The organism is Pseudomonas sp. B34(2017) (assembly GCF_002112915.1).
In the GTDB taxonomy this organism is placed as follows: Bacteria; Pseudomonadota; Gammaproteobacteria; order Pseudomonadales; family Pseudomonadaceae; genus Aquipseudomonas; species Aquipseudomonas pharyngis.
On record NZ_NEJA01000008.1, the window covers coordinates 1 to 21891 of the forward strand.

General features: G+C 60.0%; 23 protein-coding genes. 8 read left to right on the top strand and 15 right to left on the bottom strand.

Annotated elements, in window-relative coordinates:
- Positions 1–224 precede the first annotated feature (224 nt).
- The 6 genes from msrQ to CAF80_RS24050 form a co-directional block, all read right to left on the bottom strand.
- Positions 225–848 (bottom strand): protein-methionine-sulfoxide reductase heme-binding subunit MsrQ, encoded by a 624-nt coding sequence (gene msrQ, locus CAF80_RS24025; protein ID WP_039771606.1) that lies wholly within the window; start codon positions 846–848, stop codon positions 225–227.
- The gene (gene msrP, locus CAF80_RS24030; protein ID WP_039771607.1) at positions 848–1861 is read right to left on the bottom strand and encodes a protein-methionine-sulfoxide reductase catalytic subunit MsrP; all 1014 of its coding nucleotides are present in this window, start codon (positions 1859–1861) and stop codon (positions 848–850) included. The genes msrQ and msrP overlap by 1 nt, the downstream gene beginning before the upstream one ends.
- Positions 1862–1923: 62 nt before the next feature.
- Positions 1924–2781, bottom strand: a complete 858-nt coding sequence (gene pssA / locus CAF80_RS24035; protein WP_039771608.1) for a CDP-diacylglycerol--serine O-phosphatidyltransferase — start codon at positions 2779–2781, stop codon at positions 1924–1926.
- 147 nt (positions 2782–2928) lie between these two features.
- Complete coding sequence (gene ilvC, locus CAF80_RS24040) at positions 2929–3945, bottom strand: ketol-acid reductoisomerase (RefSeq protein WP_007959661.1); 1017 nt, start codon at positions 3943–3945, stop codon at positions 2929–2931.
- A 48-nt stretch (positions 3946–3993) separates the two neighbouring features.
- A complete protein-coding gene (ilvN, locus tag CAF80_RS24045) occupies positions 3994–4485 on the bottom strand; it encodes an acetolactate synthase small subunit (protein WP_003205610.1) in 492 nt (163 codons plus the stop codon).
- 2 nt (positions 4486–4487) lie between these two features.
- The gene (locus CAF80_RS24050; protein WP_039771990.1) at positions 4488–6212 is read right to left on the bottom strand and encodes an acetolactate synthase 3 large subunit; all 1725 of its coding nucleotides are present in this window, start codon (positions 6210–6212) and stop codon (positions 4488–4490) included.
- Positions 6213–6612: 400 nt separating this feature from the next.
- Between CAF80_RS24050 and CAF80_RS24055 the strand changes: the two genes are divergently transcribed.
- The gene (locus CAF80_RS24055) at positions 6613–7029 is read left to right on the top strand and encodes a DUF4124 domain-containing protein (RefSeq protein ID WP_039771610.1); all 417 of its coding nucleotides are present in this window, start codon (positions 6613–6615) and stop codon (positions 7027–7029) included.
- Positions 7030–7047: 18 nt separating this feature from the next.
- On the opposite strand, the gene CAF80_RS24060 is transcribed toward CAF80_RS24055, so the two are convergent.
- The 3 genes from CAF80_RS24060 to mrcB are packed head-to-tail and all read right to left on the bottom strand — an operon-like array spanning position 7048 to position 10473.
- The gene (locus CAF80_RS24060) at positions 7048–7383 is read right to left on the bottom strand and encodes a YqcC family protein (RefSeq protein WP_064599443.1); all 336 of its coding nucleotides are present in this window, start codon (positions 7381–7383) and stop codon (positions 7048–7050) included.
- Complete coding sequence (locus CAF80_RS24065; protein WP_039771613.1) at positions 7383–8132, bottom strand: lipoprotein; 750 nt, start codon at positions 8130–8132, stop codon at positions 7383–7385. Before CAF80_RS24065 ends, CAF80_RS24060 begins: the two co-directional genes overlap by 1 nt.
- Positions 8133–8148: 16 nt before the next feature.
- Positions 8149–10473 carry a penicillin-binding protein 1B gene (gene mrcB / locus CAF80_RS24070; protein ID WP_074691444.1) on the bottom strand — a complete coding sequence of 775 codons (2325 nt, stop codon included), beginning with the start codon at positions 10471–10473 and terminating at the stop codon, positions 8149–8151.
- 118 nt (positions 10474–10591) lie between these two features.
- Here mrcB and CAF80_RS24075 point away from each other — a divergent pair, with 118 nt between their 5' ends.
- The 4 genes from CAF80_RS24075 (at position 10592) to CAF80_RS24090 (ending at position 13886) form a co-directional block, all read left to right on the top strand.
- Positions 10592–12148 carry a bifunctional aminoglycoside phosphotransferase/ATP-binding protein gene (locus CAF80_RS24075; RefSeq protein WP_074691446.1) on the top strand — a complete coding sequence of 519 codons (1557 nt, stop codon included), beginning with the start codon at positions 10592–10594 and terminating at the stop codon, positions 12146–12148.
- 91 nt (positions 12149–12239) lie between these two features.
- Positions 12240–12584, top strand: a complete 345-nt coding sequence (locus tag CAF80_RS24080; RefSeq protein ID WP_007959639.1) for a pentapeptide repeat-containing protein — start codon at positions 12240–12242, stop codon at positions 12582–12584.
- A 222-nt stretch (positions 12585–12806) separates the two neighbouring features.
- The gene (locus CAF80_RS24085; RefSeq protein ID WP_003228231.1) at positions 12807–13079 is read left to right on the top strand and encodes a TfoX/Sxy family protein; all 273 of its coding nucleotides are present in this window, start codon (positions 12807–12809) and stop codon (positions 13077–13079) included.
- Between the two features lie 15 nt (positions 13080–13094).
- Positions 13095–13886 carry a Crp/Fnr family transcriptional regulator gene (locus CAF80_RS24090; protein WP_074691448.1) on the top strand — a complete coding sequence of 264 codons (792 nt, stop codon included), beginning with the start codon at positions 13095–13097 and terminating at the stop codon, positions 13884–13886.
- 224 nt (positions 13887–14110) lie between these two features.
- Here the strand turns inward: CAF80_RS24090 and CAF80_RS24095 are convergent, their stop codons facing one another.
- The 4 genes from CAF80_RS24095 to CAF80_RS24110 are packed head-to-tail and all read right to left on the bottom strand — an operon-like array spanning position 14111 to position 17657.
- Positions 14111–14962 (bottom strand): ChaN family lipoprotein, encoded by an 852-nt coding sequence (locus tag CAF80_RS24095; RefSeq protein ID WP_074691450.1) that lies wholly within the window; start codon positions 14960–14962, stop codon positions 14111–14113.
- A 21-nt stretch (positions 14963–14983) separates the two neighbouring features.
- Positions 14984–15751 (bottom strand): heme ABC transporter ATP-binding protein, encoded by a 768-nt coding sequence (locus CAF80_RS24100; RefSeq protein WP_074691452.1) that lies wholly within the window; start codon positions 15749–15751, stop codon positions 14984–14986.
- On the bottom strand, positions 15751–16734 hold the full coding sequence (locus CAF80_RS24105; protein ID WP_170844944.1) for an iron ABC transporter permease: 984 nt from the start codon (positions 16732–16734) through the stop codon (positions 15751–15753). Before CAF80_RS24105 ends, CAF80_RS24100 begins: the two co-directional genes overlap by 1 nt.
- Positions 16735–16784: 50 nt before the next feature.
- The gene (locus CAF80_RS24110; protein ID WP_074691456.1) at positions 16785–17657 is read right to left on the bottom strand and encodes a hemin ABC transporter substrate-binding protein; all 873 of its coding nucleotides are present in this window, start codon (positions 17655–17657) and stop codon (positions 16785–16787) included.
- A gap of 162 nt (positions 17658–17819) precedes the next feature.
- Between CAF80_RS24110 and CAF80_RS24115 the strand changes: the two genes are divergently transcribed.
- Positions 17820–18137, top strand: a complete 318-nt coding sequence (locus CAF80_RS24115; protein ID WP_039771628.1) for a Rieske (2Fe-2S) protein — start codon at positions 17820–17822, stop codon at positions 18135–18137.
- On the opposite strand, the gene sfsA is transcribed toward CAF80_RS24115, so the two are convergent.
- Together sfsA and CAF80_RS24125 are read right to left on the bottom strand one after the other, a co-directional pair.
- Complete coding sequence (sfsA, locus tag CAF80_RS24120; RefSeq protein ID WP_039771629.1) at positions 18134–18847, bottom strand: DNA/RNA nuclease SfsA; 714 nt, start codon at positions 18845–18847, stop codon at positions 18134–18136. The genes CAF80_RS24115 and sfsA overlap by 4 nt on opposite strands.
- Positions 18847–20019: a pyridoxal phosphate-dependent aminotransferase gene (locus CAF80_RS24125; protein ID WP_074691458.1), complete on the bottom strand. Its 1173-nt coding sequence runs from the start codon at positions 20017–20019 to the stop codon at positions 18847–18849. The genes sfsA and CAF80_RS24125 overlap by 1 nt, the downstream gene beginning before the upstream one ends.
- A 334-nt stretch (positions 20020–20353) precedes the next feature.
- On the opposite strand from CAF80_RS24125, the gene dksA reads away from it, so the two are divergent.
- Together dksA and gluQRS are read left to right on the top strand one after the other, a co-directional pair.
- A complete protein-coding gene (dksA, locus tag CAF80_RS24130; RefSeq protein ID WP_039771633.1) occupies positions 20354–20797 on the top strand; it encodes an RNA polymerase-binding protein DksA in 444 nt (147 codons plus the stop codon).
- Positions 20798–20977: 180 nt separating this feature from the next.
- Positions 20978–21865, top strand: coding sequence for a tRNA glutamyl-Q(34) synthetase GluQRS (gluQRS, locus tag CAF80_RS24135; RefSeq protein WP_074691460.1), 888 nt, complete (start codon positions 20978–20980; stop codon positions 21863–21865).
- Positions 21866–21891 lie beyond the last annotated feature (26 nt).

The following is a 21891-nucleotide window of genomic DNA, read 5'->3' on the forward strand; positions in this document are numbered from 1 at the left end:
CGTTACACGCTGCTGTCAACACCTCTTTTTCTCCGCTTTCGACCGAGAAGATCGAACCGTTGAAAGCACCAGAAAACCGGCATTTCCAACTCCTTCCAGACTTCGATGAACTGAAGCGATCCACTATCGAAACTTACTTAACTCATTGAATCTCAAGGAGTTTTCCGTTTCGACTGCGCCGGAAGTGGGGCGAATTATAGAGACTCAGAATCTGCCGTCAACACTTAATTTCGCTTTTCCTGAAAAACCTGCTTTTTACCCATCAAACGCGGGATCCGGCGGGTCAAGGGAGGAATCCGCAGCGCCAAAAGGAAAACACCTATAAAGGCATAGACTGCCCACTCCTTAAGATCGGCGCGCACGATCCACAACATATGCAGCAATCCCAACCCGAGAATCACATACACCAACCGGTGCAGCTTCTTCCAGCGGGTACCTAAACGGCGCTGGCTGTATCGGTTGGAGGTAACCGCCAATGCCAACAATCCCAGAAAACCCAGAGCACCCACAATGATGTAGGGACGCTTGCGCAGCTCGACACCCAGTTGCGACCAGTCGAAACCGAGAATGAACGCCATATAGCTGCAAAGATGCAGAACCACATAGGCAAAACACCAGAGCCCCAACTGACGGCGCACGGCAATCCACCCGGCCCACCCCGTAAGTTTCTGCAGCGGCGTCATACTCAGGGTGATCAACAGCAATACCAATGTCCCAAGCCCTAGCCGATCAACCAGGACTTTCCCCGGATCGGGTCCAAGCAGATCCGCAAAAGCCTGATAGAACCAGAACAGCGGCCAGATCGCCGCAGCCAGGAAAACACCTACGCGCCAGATCGGATATCGCATCAATAGTTCTTCCGCAGATCGAGCCCTGTATATAAAGAAGCGACCTCGTCCGCATAGCCGTTGAACATCTGCGTATCACGCACATTCGGCTTGAACAGGCTGTTGGGCAACCGCCTCTCCCGCGCCTGGGTCCAACGTGGATGGTCGACCGTAGGGTTCACATTCGCATAAAACCCGTACTCATCCGCCGCAATGCTCTGCCAGGTCGTCTTTGGCTGCTCGCTGACCAGACTGATCCGCACGATGGATTTGACGCTCTTGAATCCGTACTTCCAGGGCACCACCAGACGCAAAGGCGCACCATTCTGATTTGGCAATTCGCGGCCATACATACCTACCGCAAGAATCGCCAAGGGATTCATCGCCTCATCCAGGCGCAAACCTTCAACATAGGGCCAGTCGATCAGGGCAAATCCCGAACGCTGTCCGGGCATGCTCTTGGGATCCTGCAAGGTTTCGAAGCGAATGTATTTGGCATTGGAAGTGGGCTCTACCTGCTTCAACAACGCCGAGATGGGGAAACCGATCCAGGGAATCACCATCGACCACGCTTCGACACAACGAAGACGGTAGATGCGCTCTTCCAGCTGGTAAGGTTTCATGAAGTCTTCCAGAGCATAACGCCCCGGCTTACCCACCTCCCCGTCCACGACAACACTCCACGGTTCGGTTTTCAACGACCCGGCATTGGCCGCCGGGTCGCCCTTGTCGGTACCGAATTCATAGAAGTTGTTGTAATGGGTCGCGTCTTTGAAAGGTGTGATCGCCTCATCCTTGACGTTCACCGCTCCCCATTTGACAGAAGGCAGTTTCTCGGCAAACCAGGCGGGCGCCTTTCCGGCTTCGACATCGGCATAGCGGGCGGCCTCTTCGGCACTGGCCCAGCGCGGCAGACTGCTCATGGCCAACCCGGCCGCAGTTGCTCCGAGCAATTGTCGGCGAGAGAGATAAATGGATTCAGGCGTGACGTCCGACTCATGGCAGTCGGACGCTTTGGGGACTTTGATCAGCATGGCAACTCCGCAGCTTTGGAGGACAGATGCACCATAGACTGCGGAGTATGAGGGAAATTACATCACTCGGCGTGTTTGTGACGACGAAGATGCAACAGATACTGCACCGGGCCCGACGCGGCATAAGCGAGGAACACCAGCAGCAGAATGCGAGGCGGATCGCTGAACACCACGGCAAACACCAGCACCACCGCCAGAATCGCCACGAAAGGCACGCGCCCCTTCAGATCCAGCTCCTTGAAGCTGTTGTACTTGATGTTGCTGACCATCAGCATGCCGGCGGCGGCCACCATCAGCGCAACCAGGAATGACATCTTCGAACCCTGGATCCCGTAATCGCTGAACGCCCAGACAATCCCCGCAACCACACCGGCAGCCGCCGGGCTGGCAAGACCGATGAAGTAGCGCTTGTCGGCGGTCCCCACCTGAGTGTTGAAACGCGCCAGACGCAACGCCGCACCCGCCACATAGATGAAGGCAACCATCCAGCCGACCTTGCCCATGTCACCCAGTGCCCAGCCGAAAGCCAGAAGCGCCGGCGCGACACCGAAAGCAACCATGTCCGACAACGAGTCGTACTCGGCACCGAACGCACTTTGGGTATTCGTCATGCGTGCCACGCGACCATCAAGGCCGTCGAGCACCATGGCGACGAAAATCGCGATGGCGGCAAAGGCGAAATACTTGCTCGCATTCGCCGCGTCCCCGGCACTCAAGGCAGCCTGGGCACTCATCGAGTTGATGATGGAATAGAACCCCGCGAACAGATTCGCAGTGGTGAACAGATTCGGCAGAAGATAGATACCGCGATGCCGGACTTTACGGCCTTCTGCGTCATGCCCTTCTTCGATGTGCTCATCGATGGGCAGCAGGCTTTCGGCGTCTGAAGCCTGGTTCGGCTCTTCGGGACGTTCGCTCATGGACAGTACCTTGCAACGGATTGGACATTTTCGACAGGTGTCTGGGACGACGGTTCGGCCACAAACGATGCAGCTTTATACCAGAACCGCCCGCCCATACGAAAAAACGCGGCCGAGGCCGCGTTTTTTCATACAAGGTTCGACGACTTAGTTTTTGGCTTTGTCGACGATCTTGTTGGCACCGATCCACGGCATCATGGAGCGCAGCTGCTCGCCGATGATTTCGATACCGTGAGCGGCGTTGTTACGACGCTTGGCGGTCATCGAAGGGTAGCCGGTTGCGCCTTCGCTGATGAACATTTTGGCGTATTCGCCGTCCTGAATACGTTTCAGGGCGTTGCGCATGGCCTGACGGGATTCGGCGTTGATCACTTCCGGACCAGTCACGTATTCGCCGTACTCAGCGTTGTTGGAGATCGAGTAGTTCATGTTGGCGATACCGCCCTCGTACATGAGGTCAACGATCAGCTTCAGTTCGTGCAGGCACTCGAAGTAGGCCATTTCCGGCGCGTAGCCAGCTTCAACCAGAGTTTCGAAACCGGCTTTTACCAGTTCAACGGTACCGCCGCACAGAACGGCTTGTTCGCCGAACAGGTCGGTTTCGGTCTCGTCCTTGAAGGTGGTTTCGATGATGCCGGTACGACCGCCACCCACGCCGGCGGCGTAGGACAGCGCGACGTTCTTGGCGTTGCCCGAGGCGTCCTGGTAGATCGCGATCAGGTCAGGGATACCGCCGCCCTTCACGAACTCGGAACGTACGGTATGGCCCGGGGCTTTCGGCGCGATCATGATCACGTCGAGGTCGGCACGCGGAACAACCTGGTTGTAGTGAATCGCGAAGCCGTGGGAGAAGGCCAGGGTGGCGCCTTTCTTGATGTTCGGCTCGATTTCGTTCTTGTACAGCTGGGACTGGAACTCGTCCGGGGTCAGGATCATGACCAGGTCGGCACCGGCAACAGCGGCAGCCACATCGGTCACTTTCAGGCCGTGGGCTTCAGCCTTGGCAACGGTAGCCGAACCTTTACGCAGACCGACGGTAACGTCGACACCGGAATCTTTCAGGTTGCACGCCTGGGCGTGGCCCTGGGAGCCGTAACCGATGATGGCAACTTTCTTGCCCTGGATGATCGACAGGTCGCAGTCTTTATCGTAGAAAACTTTCATGAATTTCCCCTTTATATCCAGGCCGTTCAGGCCATTCGCTAATTTGGTTTAGATGCTGAGTACTTTGTCGCCGCGGGCAATACCGGTGACGCCACTGCGGACGGTCTCCAGAATCGATGCGGTGCCGATGGACTGAATGAAGCTGTCGAGCTTGTCGCTGGTACCGGTCAGTTGAACGGTATACACGCTGGCGCTGACGTCGACGATCTGTCCACGGTAGATATCGGTGGTGCGTTTGATCTCGGCGCGCTGGGCGCCAGTGGCCTTGACCTTGACCAGCATCAGTTCGCGCTCGATGTGAGCGCTTTCCGACAGGTCCACCAGCTTGACCACTTCGATCAGCTTGTTCAGGTTTTTGGTGATCTGCTCGATGATTTCATCGTGACCGACGGTGGTCAGCGTCAGACGCGACAGGGTCGGGTCTTCGGTTGGCGCCACGGTCAGGCTTTCGATGTTGTAGTTGCGCTGCGAGAACAGGCCGACTACGCGAGACAAAGCACCGGGTTCGTTTTCCAGAAGCAAGGAAATAATGTGCCGCATGATTAGGTACGCTCCGTCTTGCTCAGCCACATATCGCGCATCGAGCCGTCTTTGATCTGCATCGGATAGACGTGCTCGCTGGTGTCGACCGAAATGTCGATCACGACCAGGCGATCTTTCATGGCGAACGCCTCTTCCATCTTCGACTTCAAATCTTTCGATTCGGTGATGCGTACGCCGACGTGGCCATAGGCTTCAGCCAGCTTGACGAAGTCAGGCAAGGATTCCATGTAGGAGTGGGAGTGACGGCTGCCGTAACTCATGTCCTGCCACTGACGAACCATGCCCAGAACACCGTTGTTCAGGATGACGATCTTGACCGGCAAACCGTATTGCAGGCAGGTCGACAGCTCCTGGATATTCATCTGGATACTGCCTTCACCGGTGACGCACGCAACATCGGTGTCGGGGAAGCTCAAAGCGATACCCATCGCGGCCGGCAGACCGAAGCCCATCGTGCCCAGGCCACCGGAGTTGATCCAGCGGTTCGGCTTGTTGAACTTGTAGTACTGCGCAGCAAACATCTGGTGCTGGCCCACGTCGGAAGTCACAAAGGCGTCGCCCTTGGTCACTTCGCACAGGGTTTCGATTACGGTCTGTGGCTTGATCTTGCTGCCGTCGCCCTTGTCGTAAGGGAACAGGCCGCGATCACCGCGCCACTCGTCAACCTGCTTCCACCAGCTGGCGACCGCTTCCTTGTTCGGGGTTTCGCCGATTTCCTTGAGGATCGCGACCATTTCAGTCAGGACGCTGTCCACCGGACCAACGATTGGCACGTCGGCCTTGATGGTCTTGGAAATCGAAGCCGGGTCGATGTCGATGTGAATGATCTTGGCGTTCGGGCAGAACTTCGGCGCGCCGTTGATCACGCGATCGTCGAAACGCGCACCGACCGCCAGGATCACGTCGGCATGGTGCATCGCCAGGTTCGCGGTGTAGCTGCCGTGCATGCCGAGCATGCCGATGAACTGACGGTCAGTGCCAGGATAGGCACCCAGGCCCATCAAGGTATTGGTAACCGGCAGGTTGAGCATTTGCGCCAGTTCGGTCAGCGGCGCGGAGCCGTTGCCGAGAATCACACCACCGCCGGAGTACAGCACGGGACGCTTGGCCGCCAGGAGCATTTCTGCCGCCTTGCGGATTTGTCCGGAGTGACCGCGAACGGCCGGGCTGTAGGAACGCAGTTTGGCTTTCTTCGGGAAGATGTATTCGAACTTCTCGGCCGGGTTGGTCATGTCTTTCGGAATATCGACCACGACCGGGCCCGGACGACCGGATTGCGCCAGGTAGAAGGCCTTCTTCATGACTTCCGGGATTTCCGAGGCGTGCTTGATCATGAAGCTGTGCTTCACGATCGGCCGGGAGATACCGATCATGTCGGTTTCCTGGAACGCATCGGTGCCGACCATGGTGCTTGGCACCTGACCGGAAATGATCACCATTGGAATCGAATCCATATAGGCAGTGGCGATACCGGTGATGGCGTTTGTGGCGCCTGGACCGGAAGTCACCAATACCACGCCGGCTTTACCGGTGGCACGGGCGTAGCCGTCAGCCATATGGGTAGCCGCTTGTTCGTGACGAACCAGGATGTGGGTCACTTCCGGTTCTTTGAACAGGGCATCGTAAACATGAAGGAGAGCACCACCCGGGTACCCGTAGATATATTTGACGCCTTCGTCACGCAAAAAGCGGACGAGCATCTCACCGCCAGATAAAAGCTCCACGTTGTTCACCTCTAAAACGCCAGAATACCGTCCACAAAAAGGCGAACGGGTCTTAATAGGTTTACTTCTCGGCAGAGCATGAGCGACGGTGGTCGCCGACTACGTCAGCACTGACTGAGCAAGTATTGGGATCGTCCCAAGTGTTGCGGGCCTTTCCCACCCAGCGCGAGGTAACGCGTTGCGGGTGTAACAGGTCGACGCGGATATGCGCCTCATGATCTGCCGAGAGGGTCTGCTTCTGGCAGTCCCTGTACAGCGGACTTTGGATTCTTCTGTTTCGCCCTCTGCAAGTCAAGCCGTCTATGTGCTTAATTGTGGGTAAGCACATGAGAACGCAAGAAAAAACCTGGAAACCGCTACTCTGTTAGCTTCAATTGCGCAGTTTTGCCAAGGAATCAGCATGCGAACGCTTCTCTTAACTCTGCTAATCGGCGCCAGCCCATGGTGCATGGCCGCTCAGATCTACAAATGGGTCGACGCCCAAGGCGTCACCCATTTCGATCAACAGCCACCACAAGGGCAGTCGTCCACCGCCGTTAAGACGCCCTCCTCTCCCGCACCAATACCTGCCGCATTACCTGGCAGCGGCGCGCTGGGCGATCAGAAAGCCATCGATGACAAGGTCAAGAAGCAAGTGGCCGAACAACAGAATCAACTCAAGGCATTTTGCGAACAGGCGCGCACGAATCTCGCGCAACTGCAGAACAATCCGCGCTTGAGGGAGGAGGTGGAGGGAGAACTGCGGCGGCTGAGCGACGACCAGCGCCAGCAGCGTACTGAAGAGGCAAAGAAACAGATAGCGGAAAACTGCCAGTGACGACTGGCAGCTCCCGGCTCAGCGTGAAGCGGTGATCAGCAGGTCGAACTCTTTGAGCAACACCTGAAGCTGCCGATCCTTGCCCTGCAGGTTGCGTTGGGCAAAAACCATCTCGGCCATTTCCTGAATGCCCGAAGCATTGGGCAACGGCAGATCCTGTTCGAGGATCATCTTCATCCGCGGCAGGAAGATCCATTGCAGCCACTGCTCGAAATCAAGCGTGTCGACCGAAAACGGCTCGACGCTGCTCAGGGCTTCGACCGAGGGCTGGACGTCATCCCACCAGCCCTGGGCGCGCAGTTCGCGCTCGATCAACAGCAATTGATCGGCGACTTTGGAGAAACGACTGTCCATCACAGCGAAACCTTGGCCTTCTGACGGGCCAGAGTGGCGCCGGCGGAATCACCTTGTTTCTCACGCGCCTGAGCGATCAATTCCCACAGACTGGCCTGCAAGTCCGGACGACCATTGGCCATGGTCAGTGCGCGACGAGCGGTCTGCTCGGCTTGTGGCGCATCGCCCTGGGCCATGCGCACCTGCGCCAGACGGTAAAGCACTTGCGGCTCGCGCGGTGCCACACGCTGCGCACGCTCGAGGCTGGAGGACGCGCCGTTGAGGTCGCCACCGGCCTGCTGCTGTTGCGCAGTGGTCAACAGGGCGAGAACCGGGCCATCCAGTTGTTCATCAGCAGACAGACCACCGCCGCTGCTGCTGGCCGAAGGGATGCCGCTCGGCGTCGAAGGCATGCTGTAGCTGCCGGAGCTGATCGGCGCCGACTCGACCGCCGACGGGTTATACGGCCCCGGCGTGATGCCGCCGGACGCCGGGCCCGGAACGATCGGCGAAGTGCTGATCGGCGCCGAAGCCGCTGCGCCGCCCGGCACCATCACCACCACACCGGTATCGCCTTGCGGGATCGCCTGGGTCTGGGCCTGTGCAGGACGTTTCACCGTCGTTTGACGGAAACCGCCATTGGCCGAAATGCGCTCGCTGTTGGACACGGCGGTGCCGGAGTCCACGACAGGAATCGAACCACGCTGTACGGTGGAGCAGCCGCTGAGCAAAGCCACGGCGGTCACCGCTGGAATCAACCACTTGTTCACTTGAAACCCTCTTTGCTTAATTCATCCAGCCCTTGACCCAATCCATCACCGACTCGCCCGAGGCCGGGCTTTCGCTCGCGCAAGAGGCGCCGGGTGGCGGTTCGCTGCCGCGAATATACGGCATCTGCACGGCGCCCGGACAGTTGGCATCGGAGCCTTGGCCGGTACGCGAATCGACCCAGGCCTGCACCACGTTATCCGGCTGCGGCATGTCCAGCGGCAGCGGATCGGCCTTGCGCATGAAACTGGTCCAGACCTGCAACGCACCGGTGGCCCCGGTGAACGGCGTCTTGCCGTTGTCGTCGCGGCCGAGCCAGACCACCGCCAGCAGATCCTGGCTGAAGCCGGCGAACCAGCTGTCGCGCGAATCGTTACTGGTGCCGGTCTTGCCCGCCAGTGTCAGGGTTCTTGGCAACACGTTATAAACCGAACTGCCAGTACCTTCACGCATGACCCGCTGCATGGCGTTCTGGATCAGGTAGATAGAGGCCGGATCGAAGCGCTGCTCGATCTGGAACGGATAACGCTTGAGCGGTTCGCCGTCAGCAGTCAGCACGCTGCGAATCCCGCGCATCGGCGTATTGAAACCACCGTTGGCCAGCGTCTGGTACATGGTCGCGACTTCAATCGGGGTCATGCCGCCCGCACCGAGCAGCATCGAAGGGAACGCCGGAAACTCGCGGGTCACGCCCAGGCGACTCAGCGTCTTGAGGACATTCGGAACGCCAACCGCCAGACCGAGACGCGAGGTCGACAGGTTGTAGGAATGTGCCAGCCCCTGATACAGGAACACCGTACCGTGGGAGCGACGGTCATAGTTCTGCGGTTTCCAGACCTGACCATCCGCACCCTTGATTGAAAGCGGCTCGTCCGAAAGCCAACTGGTCAACGTGTACTGGCTCGGCTTCTCCAGCGCCGTCAGATAAACCGCCGGCTTGATCAGCGAGCCAATCGGCCGCACCGCATCCAGTGCCCGGTTGAAGCCGGCAAAACTCGCCTGACGGCTGCCGATCATGGCCTGGACTTCACCGGTTTCCGGATTGGTCACGACCATCGCCGCTTCCACGTCGTCGGAACCCTTGCGACCGGACAGGCGCTTGAAAGTGTCGTTGACCGACGCTTCGGCCTTCATTTGCAGGATCGGATCGAAGCTGGTGAAAATCCGCAGGCCTTCTTCGGTCAAGTCTTCGTCGCGGTAGTCTTCACGCAACTGGCGTTTGACCAGATCGATGAAGCCCGGAAACGAACTGTCGGCCAGCTTGCCGCGCGTGGTTACGCCCAGCGGCATTTTCTTCGCGGCAGCCACCTGCTCGGCGGAGGCGACACCCTGCTGCTCAAGCACATCGAGCACCAGATTGCGTCGCTCCAGCGCCCGCTCCGGATTGCGGCGCGGGTTGTAATAGGACGGACCTTTGACCATCCCGACCAACAGCGCGACCTGGTGCAGCTTCAGCTCAGACAAAGGCTGGGCAAAGAAAAACTGGCTGGCCAGACCGAAACCGTGCACCGCTCGCTGACCGTCCTGACCGACAAAGACTTCGTTGAGGTAAGCCTCGAGGATTTCCTTTTTGTCGTAATGCAGCTCGAGCAGCATCGCCATCATCGCTTCGGTGAGCTTGCGGGTCAGGCTGCGTTCGTTGGTGAGGTAGAAGTTCTTGACCAGTTGCTGGGTCAGCGTACTGCCGCCCTGGGTCATCTTGCCGCCAGAGGTGTTGACCCAGACTGCGCGGGCAATCGATTTCGGCGATACGCCCCAGTGGCTGTAGAAATCCCGGTCTTCCACGGCGACCAGGGTTTCCAGCAGGTACGGCGGCACCTGATCGAGCTTGATCAGAATCCGGTCTTCAAGATTTTTCGGGTAGATACCGCCGATCATCAGCGGCTCCAGGCGTACCACGGAGAGCTTCGAACCGTTGGTCGCCGAGAGTTCGGCCACGTAATCGCCGGAGAAACGCACGCGCACCGGCTGCGGTTTCTCGAGGCCTTCATAGAACTGGAAGCCACGGGTATTCAGATCAACCGTGTTGCCATTGACCGCCGCCGCGCCGGGACCGTTGCTCACGGCTTCGCGGCGATAGCCCAGGGCATCGAGTTCGGTGAGGAAATCGTCCTTGCTCAGCTTTTGTCCGACGAACAGCTCAAGCGGGCGCGCATACACCTTGGCCGGGATGGTCCAGCGCTTGCCGGAGAACTTCTCCTGCACCACGGCATCGAGGTAAACGGCGAAGCCGGCCAGCACCACAAGGCCGACCAGACTGAGTTTAAGGGCCCAGCCCAACCATGGGCGCAGGCCCCGGGAAGCTGGTTTTTTAGGGGTACGGGGGGATCGAGTACGAGTCATGGCGGCGGATTATACGCACTTTATTCATACTCAACAGGAGCGCTCCGAGGTTTGCGTCGGGCTGGCGAGCGGCCATAATGAGCGCCTTGAATTTCCCCCAGTCTCTGAAGGATCGTCCGTGAGCCAGTCCCTGATCGCTGCCCTGCAAAACCCGGCCCTCTACCCGCATCCCGTCGAAGGGTTCCAGGTCATCGAAACCCATATTTCGTGGGTGCTGCTCACCGGTCCCTACGCTTATAAAGTGAAGAAACCGGTGAATTTCGGTTTCCTCGACTTCACCAGCCTCGAATCACGTGAGCACTTCTGCGGTGAAGAGCTGCGCCTGAACCAGCGCCTGACCGAAGATTTGTATCTGGAAGTGATTCCAGTGACCGGCAGCGCCGAAGCCCCGCAATTGGGTGGCGAAGGCCCGGCCATCGAATACGTGCTGAAAATGCGCCAGTTCCCGCAGACCGGCCTGCTCAGCACCCTGCAAGCCAACGGCGAGCTGACCACTGCGCACATCGACGCGATGGCCGAGCAAATCGCCCGCTTCCACCTCAACGCGCCGAAAGTCCCGACCGAGCACGATGCCGGCACGCCTGACAGCGTGATGGCGCCGGTGCGCCAGAACTTCGAACAGATCCTGCCTTTCCTCAGCGACAAGAACGATCTGCTGCAACTCGACGCTCTGCAAGCATGGGCTGAAAGCAGCTTCGATCGCCTCAAGCCGCTGTTCGCCCAGCGCAAGGCCGACGGCTTCACTCGCGAGTGCCACGGCGACATTCACTTGGGCAACGCGACGCTGATCGACGGCAAAGTCGTGATCTTCGACTGCATCGAATTCAACGAACCGTTCCGCTTCACCGACGTCTGGGCCGACACCGGTTTCCTGGCAATGGACCTGGAAGACCGTGGCCTGAAATCCCTCGCCCGTCGTTTCATCAGCCAATACCTGGAACTGACCGGCGACTATCAAGGCCTGGAAGTGCTGAACTTTTACAAGGCTTACCGCGCCCTGGTGCGTGCGAAGGTTGCACTGTTCAGCATGCCGGCCGATGCGACGCCGGTGCAGCGCGCCACCACCCTGCGCCAGTACCGCAACTACGCCAACCTGGCGGAAAGCTACAGCACCATTCCTTCGCGCTTCATGGCGATTACCCACGGCGTGTCCGCTGTAGGCAAAAGCCACGTGGCCATGCGTCTGGTCGAAGCGCTGGGCGCTATCCGTCTGCGTTCCGATGTCGAGCGCAAACGTCTGTTCGGCGAGCAAACCGTTGCCAATGATGTTCAGGCCGGGATCTACAGCGCCGATGCCAGCATCGCAACCTATGCGCGTCTGCATGAAATCGCCGAAGTGATCCTGCACGCCGGTTTCCCGGTGGTGATCGACGCCACTTACCTCAAGCGCGACCAACGCGACAACGCCGCCAAGGTTGCCGAAGCCACTGGCGCGCCATTCCTGATCCTCGACTGCAATGCTCCGCAGGCAGTGATCGAGAGCTGGCTGGCGATTCGTCAGACGGACAAGAAGGATCCGTCCGACGCGACCCTCGCCGTAATCGAAGCCCAACAGGCCAATCGCGAAGCCCTGACTCCGGAAGAAATCCTGCGCAGCAAACGCGTGCAGACCAATGAATCCGGCACCCTGGACACCGTCGTGGCGCAAATCCGCCAGCGCCTGCCCGGCCTGTAAGAAACTATTTCGGCCGTGAAGCCCTCGCTCGCTTCACGGCCGTCAAATAGTGGCACTATACTGGCGTCATAAAACCAACAGGTGATTTGACATGAGCCAGCCGAAACTTCTCGACACCCCGCTTTATGCCTTGCTGCACAAAGACGACATCACAGGTTTCAACAATGAACGGCCGAAAGATGGCCCGATCGACATGGTCGGCGGTGATTTTCGTGGTCTCGACCTGCGCGAACTGAACGCCGATGGCGTGGATTTCCGGGACGCCTACTTCCGTTCCGCCGACCTGCGCGGCATCGACTTTCGCAACGCTTCGCTGGAAGGCGCGAGCCTGGCCCACGCGCAGATTTCCGGGGCTTACTTCCCGCCGGAGCTGAGTGCCGACGAAATCCTGATGTCGATGAATTTCGGTACGCGCCTGCGTTATCGCACTCGCTGAAGCTTTTAAAAACCTGAACCGTCCAGCGCCCCCGCTTTGCGCTGGACTGCGTGCTATTGGTAATTCCCTCCTCGTCCTCCCCATCCTGATTCATCAGTGGAGAACTGACGTTTCTTAGAAGCGTTTGCGTCGAATCCGACCAAACAACCACGCTTTTCCTACTGATGGCTACACTCCTGAGAAGCTCGCCCACGCACCATTCGGCCGTCGCAAGGAGGCTTGATGAATGATGAACTGCAACACCTGAAGAATCTTGGCAAGACGTCGGCGCAATGGCTGCATGCCGTGGGCATCCATAGCGCCTCCGACTTGCGTCGCCTGGGCGCGGTGGATGCCTACCGGGCCGTGCGTACCCGCGGGTTCCGGGCGTCGAAGGTGTTGTTGTACGCGATCGAAGGGGCGCTGATGGATGTGCACTGGAACGACATTCCCGCCGAACGCAAGGATGCGCTGAACAAGCAATTGGAAGCCATTTCCTCTCGCCACAAGAACTGACGGGCACTGACCGCCATGTACCTGCTCGGGGAACAATCGGCCCAGGCCGATGCATTGATCAACCACTTGCAGAGCTTGCCTGCGCAATGGCTCGAAGCCTTGGCGCCGTGCGGGCCGACGCTGGAACTGGAAGCCACGGATGATTTGCTGACAGGTTTGCCGGACGACCAGCTGTTCTTGCTCACGCAAGGTGTCATCACTGGCCGACTGGGCGGTCGCGGTCTTTTCTATTGGCATGAAGGAGATTTGATCGGCCTGCAGCAGGGGCCGGAATGGGCGGATTGCACGCTATACACGGAAAACCCGCTGACTTTACTGCCCTATCGTCGAAGCGATTTGTTTCAACATGTGTATTCCGATTCATCTCGCTCGGAGCAGTTTCTGCGCTACCTGCTGGGGCAAATGGCGCTGCTGGCCCACGCCGTTGCCGAGTTCAAGCCACGTGAGTTTCGCAGCACCAATGGGTTCAAGCGTTTCGAGGCCGGAGACGTTCTGATACGCCAGGGCGATGTCGCTGACCATGTATTCGTGATTATCGAAGGACACGCCGAAGCCTTTGTTAATGGGCACAAGGTAGGCGATGTGCCCAAGGATGAGATCTTCGGCGCGATGGCTGTGTTCACAGGTGAACCGCGCAATGCGACGGTGATTGCCCGGGAGGCGAGCACGGTGATGCTGATTCCCGGCGATCAGTTTCTGAGCATGACCCGCACCAATCCGAAAATCGCCCACAGCCTGATCGAAAGCATGGCGCGGCGTATCGACCAGCTCAACAGGCAGCTCACGGGATTTAACAGCCAGAACTGAAGCCCTGTTCACGGGGCGTTTACGCCATTGCCGGGACAAAACGACAGAAATGAAAAAACAGCAGTTGACTCGTTAATGAGAATCGCTATGATTATCACAACTGATCGCGAGATCAGTCGATATTCTGAAAAGCCCTTGGTTCGGACTCTCAGATATCTCCTCATCAGGCTAATCACGGTTATTTGACCCGGTTTTTACCGGGTCTTTTTTTGCCTGTGGAAAAGTCATTCCTTGCCGAACTGCTTACGCATCTGCGCGCAATAATCCGGTTTCGGCGTGGCTGAGGTGAGCCAGACATAATCAGCCATCGCCGCCGTAACCCCACTGCCCTGCTCCGCCAGCATCAACACCGTCGGCGCTTGCGGCGCGCCCAGATCCAGCACATGCAGCGGCACCCCGACATCCTTGCGCGCGTGATACGCACCCGCCAATAACAAGGCAGGCGCAGGCGCTGCCAGCAACCGCGAAGCCATGCGCCGATCCCGTTGTTGCTGAACGGCCAGCATCGCCGGCATTTGTGATGACGGCAGCAAGCCGCAGTGAGAATCGCCGATCTGCTCCAACAGCGTCTCTTTCACAGATTTGGCATTGCTGCGCTCACCGCTCAGAACCGGAGGATCGCGATAGAACGCACGGATTTCGATGTTATCGAGGTTCGCCGCCAGCAACGGCCAGGATTGCGTCAGGGCGAACCGCACAATCGGTCCGTAGAGATTCCAGTCCCAACCCTCCTGCCAGGCCAATGCAGCAGGAAGATCGGCCGGTGACGTTGCGGCATGGCGCACGTCATCGACACGCGACTGTTGATCGGGGGTCAGCATTTCCAGCAGGAGACTGCCTTGGGGCCGCGCTTCTTCGAGGTTCTGCAACAACCACAATTGAATGGCATGGTGATCGGCGTTGTCATGCTGTTCGCCAATAATCACCTGCGATGGACTGCTCAACCGAGCCAGTAATTGCTGCGCCGTCAGATGCTCGCCGCTGCGCAGATCACGGATCTCGCCCACGACCGGCGGCGCCGCAACATGCTGGCAACCCGCAAGCCACAACACCGCCAACAGCAAAATCCCGCGCATACACTCACCTCGATGACGAAATCAGCGGGCGATGATCAGCGGATGCCCGCGCTCCGGGTGCGGTTGCACCAGCACTTCCAGACCGAAAACCGCCTTCAGCGATTCCGGGCGCAACACCTGTTGCGGCGTATCCAGTGCGACCGGCCGCCCGCCTTCCAGTAGCAGGATGCGATCACAATAGCGCGCCGCCAGATTCAGATCATGCAGGATCACCAGCACCGCCGCGCCGCGATCGGCAAATTCGCGCACTGCTTGCAGCGTCGTGTGTTGATGCAATGGATCAAGCATCGAGGTCGGCTCATCAAGCAGCAGAGTCTGCCCCGCCTGCCCCGGCCAGAGTTGCGCCAGCACTCGCGCCAGATGCACGCGTTGACGCTCGCCGCCGGACAGCGCCAGATAACTGCGACCGCTCAGATGCCCGGCATCCGCCGCCCGCAAAGCGGCAACGACAATTTCGTCGTCGCGCACCCGCCCGCTCTGATAAGGCAGACGCCCCATGCCGACCACTTCTTCAACGCGAAAGGCAAAATCCAGGGTCGATACCTGCGGCAACACCGCCAGCCGCTGAGCGCGCTGAGTGCCGCCCCAATGGCTCAATGCCTCACCGTCCAGCAGCACCTCCCCTTCGTGTGCGCTCAGCTCACCGCACAACGCGCCGAGCAAAGTGCTTTTGCCGGCGCCATTGGGCCCCAGCACGCCAAGCACTTCGCCCGGTTCGAGTTGCAGGCTGACGTCGGCCAGAACGGTCTTGCGGCCACGGCGGATGTGCAGATTGTGCGCACGCAGCATCAGGCACGCCCTCGCAGCAGCAGATAAAGGAAGAACGGCGCACCGATGAACGCGGTGACGATGCCGATCGGCAGCTCCGCCGGCGCCAGCGCCAGCCGCGCAACCAGATCCGCCAACAGCAACAGACTGGGCCCGGCCAGCACCGATGCCGGCAGCAACACCCGGTGATCCGGCCCGGCGAGCAAGCGCACCAGATGCGGCACCACCAGCCCGACAAAACCGATCATTCCTGCCGCCGCCACCGCCGCACCGACACCCAGCGCCGTGCAAAACACCAACTCGCGCTTGAGCCGTTCGACATCGATTCCCAGATGCCCGGCTTCCGATTCGCCGAGCAGCAACGCATTGAGCGCCTTCGCCCGACGTGGAAGCCAAAGCGCAACACCGGCAGTGATGATCAGCAGCGGCCACAACCGCGCATAGCTCGCGCCGTTGAGGCTGCCCAGGTTCCAGAACGTCAACGTGCGCAATGTCGCGTCGTCGGCCAGATAGGTAAACAGCCCCACCGCCGAACTGGCCAACGCCGTCAGGGCAATCCCCGCCAGCAACATGGTCGCCACATTGGTCTGCCCATTACGGCGGCCTAGTCGATAGACCAACGCTGTTACGCCGAGGCCACCGAGAAACGCGCAAACCGACAGCAGATAGGGCCCGAACCACTCCGGCAATCCGCCAAAAAAAGAACCACCGACGATCGCCACCGCCGCGCCCAACGCCGCGCCGCTCGAGACGCCCACCAACCCTGGATCGGCCAGCGGATTACGAAACAGCCCCTGCATCGCCACCCCGGACAGCGCCAGCACACCGCCGACTGCCAGCCCGAGCAACGTACGCGGCAGACGAATCTGCCCGAGAATCAGTTCAGCCTGTTCCAGCCCGTCCGGCGCCAGCGGCACACCAATCATGCGCAATGCAGCGCGCAAGGTATCGAACAACGGCAGGCTGACCGGCCCCAATGCCAGCGACAGCCAGATCGCCAGCAGACACAGCAGGATCAGGCCGATGAACAAGCCACGGGGTTTGACCAGCGTGGTCATTGGCCGCTCGGGGCCGGATAGAAACCGTCAGACAGAGTCTTCATCGCAGCCGGCAAACGCGGCCCGAGCCCGCCCACCAGCAGCGTCGGATCCAGCTCCAGCACACGGCCGGTCTTGGCCGCACGGCTGGAATTGAGGATCGGGTTTTCCTTGAACAACGCCGCTTTTGCCGCCTCACCGTTCAGCGCACGGTCAGCGAACACCAGCACTTCAGGATCAAGACTGGCCAGTGACTCCACGGAAAACGGCTTGTAACCGGTGTGGGTCGCGAGGTTATGCCCGCCCGCCTGTTGCAGCAGCCAATCGGCGGCGGTGTCCTTGCCGGCGATCAGTGGTTTGCCGCCGGCATGGCCGAGCAGCAACAACACGCCCGGTGCTTTCTGCTTTGATTGCACCGCAACCACACGTGCCTTCTGAGCATCGAGTTGCTGTTGATAACTTTGCAGCAGCTGAGTCGCCTGAGTTTCGGCGCCCAGCAACTGCCCCAGATGAGTAACGTTTTTCTCCAGTGTCGGCAGATCCGGCTGAGCCGAGAACAATTCCACCTGCACCTTGGCGCTGCGAACCTGGGAGATCACTGGCGGCGGGCCCATTTCCTCGGTGCCGATCAGGATGTCCGGGCGCAGGCTGAGAATACCTTCGGCCGACAGGCTGCGCTGATAGCCGATGCTTGGCAGGGACGTGAGGGACTGCGGGTGCTGGCTGGTGGTGTCGACGCCCACCAGTTTCGCCTCACCGCCCAGCGCACTCACCCACTCCGACAAGGCGCCGCCGGCGCTGACCCAACGTTGCGGCAACTCGGCCGCTGCAGCCTGGTGGCTGACCAAAAGTCCGACACACAGCACGGCAACGCGGGTACTCAGGCGCATAGACAGCTTCCTTGAAAGGTTTTCCCGGGCATCGGAACGGCAGGCCAAGTATCCTCGGCAGCGATCACCTCGCCACGGGCGAAGGCGGCCATTTGATAATTGTTTGCATTTGAACGTCAAGCTCGGACATATCCGGACACGAGCCGACACTTGAGGATAGCCATGAAGTTTCTTTGCGCGGGCGCCGATCTGGTTGAGGGCGGCAGTCGCGGTTTCGATATCGACGGGAAAAAACTGTTGGCCGTGCGCCGCGCGGGGCAGGCGTATGTCTACCTCAATCGCTGCCCGCACCGGGGCGTTGGCCTGGAATGGCACCCCGACCAGTTTCTCGACCCGAGCAACAGCCTGATCCAGTGTGCCACCCACGGCGCACTGTTTCTGATCGAGGACGGTGAATGCGTCGCCGGCCCCTGCGCCGGACAATCGCTGACGGCCATCCCTTGCCGTGAAGACGTGCAAGGGCTGTGGATCGACGTTTAACCGTTGAGCAGCACGTCCAGCCGCCGGTCGATCACCATCTCTTCATGGCTCAACCGCACGCCGTACGCCAGGACCTCGACCCCGCACGCCACCGCCTCCCGCAGCGCAGCGGCATAGGCCGAGTCGATTTCCTCGGCCGGGCGCACCGCTTCGACACCCGTGAGATTGACGCAGTACAACTGCACCGCGCGAATCCCGTCCCGGGCCAGATGCGCCAGCTCACGCAAATGCTTGGCGCCGCGCTGGGTCACTGCATCGGGAAATGCCGCAATCGCCGTGCCGTCAAAACCCAGAGTGACGCTTTTCACTTCCACGTAGGCCGAGCCCGTCGGGTAGTCGAGGCGAAAATCGATCCGGCTCTTTTCCTGCCCGTACGCCACTTCACGCTTGAGCCCGGTAAAACCGTTCAGCTCACTGATGACGCCGGCCTGCAAGGCCTCTTCGACCAGTGCGTTGGCGCGTCCGGTGTTGACGCAAAACAGCCGTCCCTGCGGGGTTTCGCCGACCTCCCAGGTGCCGGGTAGCTTGCGCTTCGGATCATTGGAGCGGCTGAACCAGACCTGGCCGCCCTCGACCTGGCAATTGAGCATCGAGCCGGTGTTCGGGCAGTGAATGGTCAGCAATTCGCCGCCAACGGTTTCGATATCGGCGAGAAAACGCTTGTAACGGCGGATCAATCGGCCTTCTTCGAGCGGAGGATGAAAGCGCATCAGCCTTGCCAGCTCTTCAAGCCACGGGCGATACGCTCTACCGCTTCCTGTAGGCGTGGGAGGTTTTGCGTGTAGGCAAAGCGCACGTGATGACCGGCCTGATAGCGGCCGAAATCCAGCCCCGGCGTGAATGCCACGTGTTCGGTTTCGAGGAAGTGCCGGCAGAACGCGAAGGCATCGCCGCCGAACTGGCTGATATCGGCATACAAATAGAACGCGCCTTCCGGCTCCACGGCGATGTTGAAGCCCAGCTCCCGCAATGCCGGCAGCAGGAAGTCACGGCGACGGCCGAATTCGGCGCGGCGCTCTTCGAGAATCGCGATGGTGTCCGGCTCGAAACAGGCCAGCGCCGCATGCTGGGCCATGCTTGGTGCGCTGATGTAGAGGTTCTGCGCAAGCTTCTCCAGTTCACTGACGGCGGCATCCGGCGCCACCAACCAGCCGAGACGCCATCCGGTCATGCCGAAATATTTGGAGAAACTGTTGAGGACAAAGGCGCTGTCGTCCACTTCCAGCACACTGGCGGCGTCGGTGCCGTAAGTCAGGCCGTGATAGATCTCGTCCACCACCAGATGCCCGTGACGCGCCTTGATGGCTGCGGATAACCCGGCCAGTTCATCGCGGGTCAGAATCGTGCCGGTCGGGTTGGCCGGCGAGGCAACCAGCGCACCGACGCTGTCGTGATCCCAGTGCCGCGCCACCAGGTCCGGCGTCAGTTGATAGCGAACGTCCGGGCCCACCGGTACAAGCTGTGCCGCGCCTTCGACCAACCGCAAAAAGTGTCGGTTGCAAGGATAGCCGGGGTCGGCCAGCAGCCAGTGTTTGCCCGGATCCACCAGCAACGCACTGGCCAGCAGCAACGCCCCGGAACCGCCGGGGGTGATGAGAATCCGTCGAGGATCGATGTTCAGGCCGTAGCGCGTTTGATAGAAACCGGAAATCGCCTCGCGCAGTTCGGGAATGCCACGGGCCGCGGTGTAGCGGGTTTTCCCCGCCGTCAGGGCTTGCTGGCCGGCGCGGATGATCGGCTCGGCGGTGGTGAAGTCCGGTTCGCCGATTTCCAGGTGGATCACGTCGTGGCCGGCGGCCTGCAATTCATTGGCTCGCGCCAGCAACGCCATCACATGGAACGGTTCGATCGCACGACTGCGCGCACTGTAGGGCTGAGCCATTGGCCTTCCTTCAACGAGGGAAAAGAAACGATTCTACCCATCTGCCGGAACGAGCGAGAACCCACAGCGGTCACAGCCTCAAGAACACTGGACTGTAACGACCCGCGCGTACGCTCCAGGATTGACTAAAATCAGTGATTGAGCAGGTTTGCAGCACCGCCGGACATGGCTTGGCAAACATTTGCAAGTCCCATCGGCCACGCGCTCGACATCCGGGAGTAGCGCGGGTCGAATTGATCTGGTAAGTTCGCCCGCTTGCAGCCGCAGGGCCGGCAGGTGTCGGTGATGGAGCAATCCTGCGCAATGGATTACAAGAGTAGAGGCGGTCCATTTCATGCCCACCCAAGCAAAGCAACAGGCAAGTCAGACACTCAGCGGTTTCGAACCTTACGTCCCTAAAGAGGGCGAAGAGTACATGGGCGCGCCTATGCGTGCGCACTTCACCAAGATCCTGACCAAGTGGAAACTCGACTTGATGCAGGAAGTCGACCGCACTGTTGATCACATGAAAGACGAAGCGGCCAACTTTCCTGATCCGGCCGACCGTGCCAGCCAGGAAGAAGAGTTCGCCCTCGAGCTGCGCGCCCGCGACCGCGAGCGCAAACTGATCAAGAAGATCGACAAGACCCTGCAACTGATCGAAGACGAAGAGTACGGCTGGTGCGACTCTTGCGGCATCGAGATCGGCGTCAAGCGCCTCGAGGCCCGTCCGACTGCCGATATGTGCGTCGACTGCAAGAACCTGGCGGAAATCAAGGAAAAGCAGGTCGGCAAATAATCCCGGCCTGAACGAAAAACGGAGCGTGCGAACGCTCCGTTTTTGTTCCCGCCTCCTGTAGGAGCGAGCCTGCTCGCGATAGCGGTATAACATTCAACATCATCATTGAGTGGTCTATTGCAATCGCGAGCAGGCTCGCTCCCACCCGAGTGCCCAAGCCCGAACAGCGACAACACTTCCATGACTACCCCCGCCTACATTGGCCGCTTCGCCCCGACACCCAGCGGGCACCTGCATTTCGGTTCGCTGGTCGCCGCCCTGGCCTCTTATCTGGACGCGCGCTCGGTGGGCGGCCGCTGGCTGGTGCGCATGGAAGACCTCGATCCGCCCCGTGAAGAGCCGGGCGCGCAAGCGGCGATTCTCAAGGCACTGGAAAGCTATGGCTTCGAATGGGACGGCGAGATGGTCCGCCAGAGCGATCGGCACGAAGCCTACGCCCAAGTGCTCGACAGCCTGTTCAATCACGGCCTGGCCTACGCCTGCACCTGTTCGCGCAAACAGCTCGAGCCGTACCATGGCATTTATCCGGGACTGTGCCGCAACGCCGGCCATGAGCCGGAAAATGCCGCGATCCGCCTGCGCGTACCGGAGCTCGAATACCATTTCATCGACCGGGTACAGGGCGAATACCGCCAGCATCTGGGCCGTGACGTGGGAGATTTCGTGATCCGCCGCCGCGACGGCCTCTACGCCTACCAACTGGCGGTGGTGCTGGACGACGCCTGGCAGGGCATCACCGACATCGTGCGCGGCGCCGATCTGCTCGACTCCACGCCGCGCCAGCTCTATCTGCAAGAACTGCTGGGCCTGCGCCAACCGCGCTACCTGCATCTGCCACTGATTACCCAGCCGGACGGCAACAAGCTCGGCAAGTCCTATCGCTCGCCACCGCTGGAAGCCGATCAGGCCACGCCATTGCTGCTCCGAGCCTTGCGTGCCCTGGGGCAAAATCCGGGGCCCGAACTGGCCCACGCCTCGCCGCATGAACTGTTGAACTGGGGCAGCGCCCACTGGGATGCCTTGAAAATCCCGCGCACACTGACCCTGCCCGAAGCGCAACTGCTGTGACGACACTTGCAGTGGCGCGCCCATCC

Bases quoted from the DNA above. Each gene is read 5' to 3' on its own strand.
- msrQ (WP_039771606.1), bottom strand. From the start codon at position 848: ATGCGATATCCGATCTGGCGCGTAGGTGTTTTCCTGGCTGCGGCGATC.
- msrP (WP_039771607.1), bottom strand. From the start codon at position 1,861: ATGCTGATCAAAGTCCCCAAAGCGTCCGACTGCCATGAGTCGGACGTC.
- pssA (WP_039771608.1), bottom strand. From the start codon at position 2,781: ATGAGCGAACGTCCCGAAGAGCCGAACCAGGCTTCAGACGCCGAAAGC.
- ilvC (WP_007959661.1), bottom strand. From the start codon at position 3,945: ATGAAAGTTTTCTACGATAAAGACTGCGACCTGTCGATCATCCAGGGC.
- ilvN (WP_003205610.1), bottom strand. From the start codon at position 4,485: ATGCGGCACATTATTTCCTTGCTTCTGGAAAACGAACCCGGTGCTTTG.
- CAF80_RS24055 (WP_039771610.1), top strand. From the start codon at position 6,613: ATGCGAACGCTTCTCTTAACTCTGCTAATCGGCGCCAGCCCATGGTGC.
- CAF80_RS24060 (WP_064599443.1), bottom strand. From the start codon at position 7,383: ATGGACAGTCGTTTCTCCAAAGTCGCCGATCAATTGCTGTTGATCGAG.
- mrcB (WP_074691444.1), bottom strand. From the start codon at position 10,473: ATGACTCGTACTCGATCCCCCCGTACCCCTAAAAAACCAGCTTCCCGG.
- CAF80_RS24080 (WP_007959639.1), top strand. From the start codon at position 12,240: ATGAGCCAGCCGAAACTTCTCGACACCCCGCTTTATGCCTTGCTGCAC.
- CAF80_RS24085 (WP_003228231.1), top strand. From the start codon at position 12,807: ATGAATGATGAACTGCAACACCTGAAGAATCTTGGCAAGACGTCGGCG.
- CAF80_RS24090 (WP_074691448.1), top strand. From the start codon at position 13,095: ATGTACCTGCTCGGGGAACAATCGGCCCAGGCCGATGCATTGATCAAC.
- CAF80_RS24095 (WP_074691450.1), bottom strand. From the start codon at position 14,962: ATGCGCGGGATTTTGCTGTTGGCGGTGTTGTGGCTTGCGGGTTGCCAG.
- CAF80_RS24100 (WP_074691452.1), bottom strand. From the start codon at position 15,751: ATGCTGCGTGCGCACAATCTGCACATCCGCCGTGGCCGCAAGACCGTT.
- CAF80_RS24110 (WP_074691456.1), bottom strand. From the start codon at position 17,657: ATGCGCCTGAGTACCCGCGTTGCCGTGCTGTGTGTCGGACTTTTGGTC.
- CAF80_RS24115 (WP_039771628.1), top strand. From the start codon at position 17,820: ATGAAGTTTCTTTGCGCGGGCGCCGATCTGGTTGAGGGCGGCAGTCGC.
- sfsA (WP_039771629.1), bottom strand. From the start codon at position 18,847: ATGCGCTTTCATCCTCCGCTCGAAGAAGGCCGATTGATCCGCCGTTAC.
- CAF80_RS24125 (WP_074691458.1), bottom strand. From the start codon at position 20,019: ATGGCTCAGCCCTACAGTGCGCGCAGTCGTGCGATCGAACCGTTCCAT.
- dksA (WP_039771633.1), top strand. From the start codon at position 20,354: ATGCCCACCCAAGCAAAGCAACAGGCAAGTCAGACACTCAGCGGTTTC.
- gluQRS (WP_074691460.1), top strand. From the start codon at position 20,978: ATGACTACCCCCGCCTACATTGGCCGCTTCGCCCCGACACCCAGCGGG.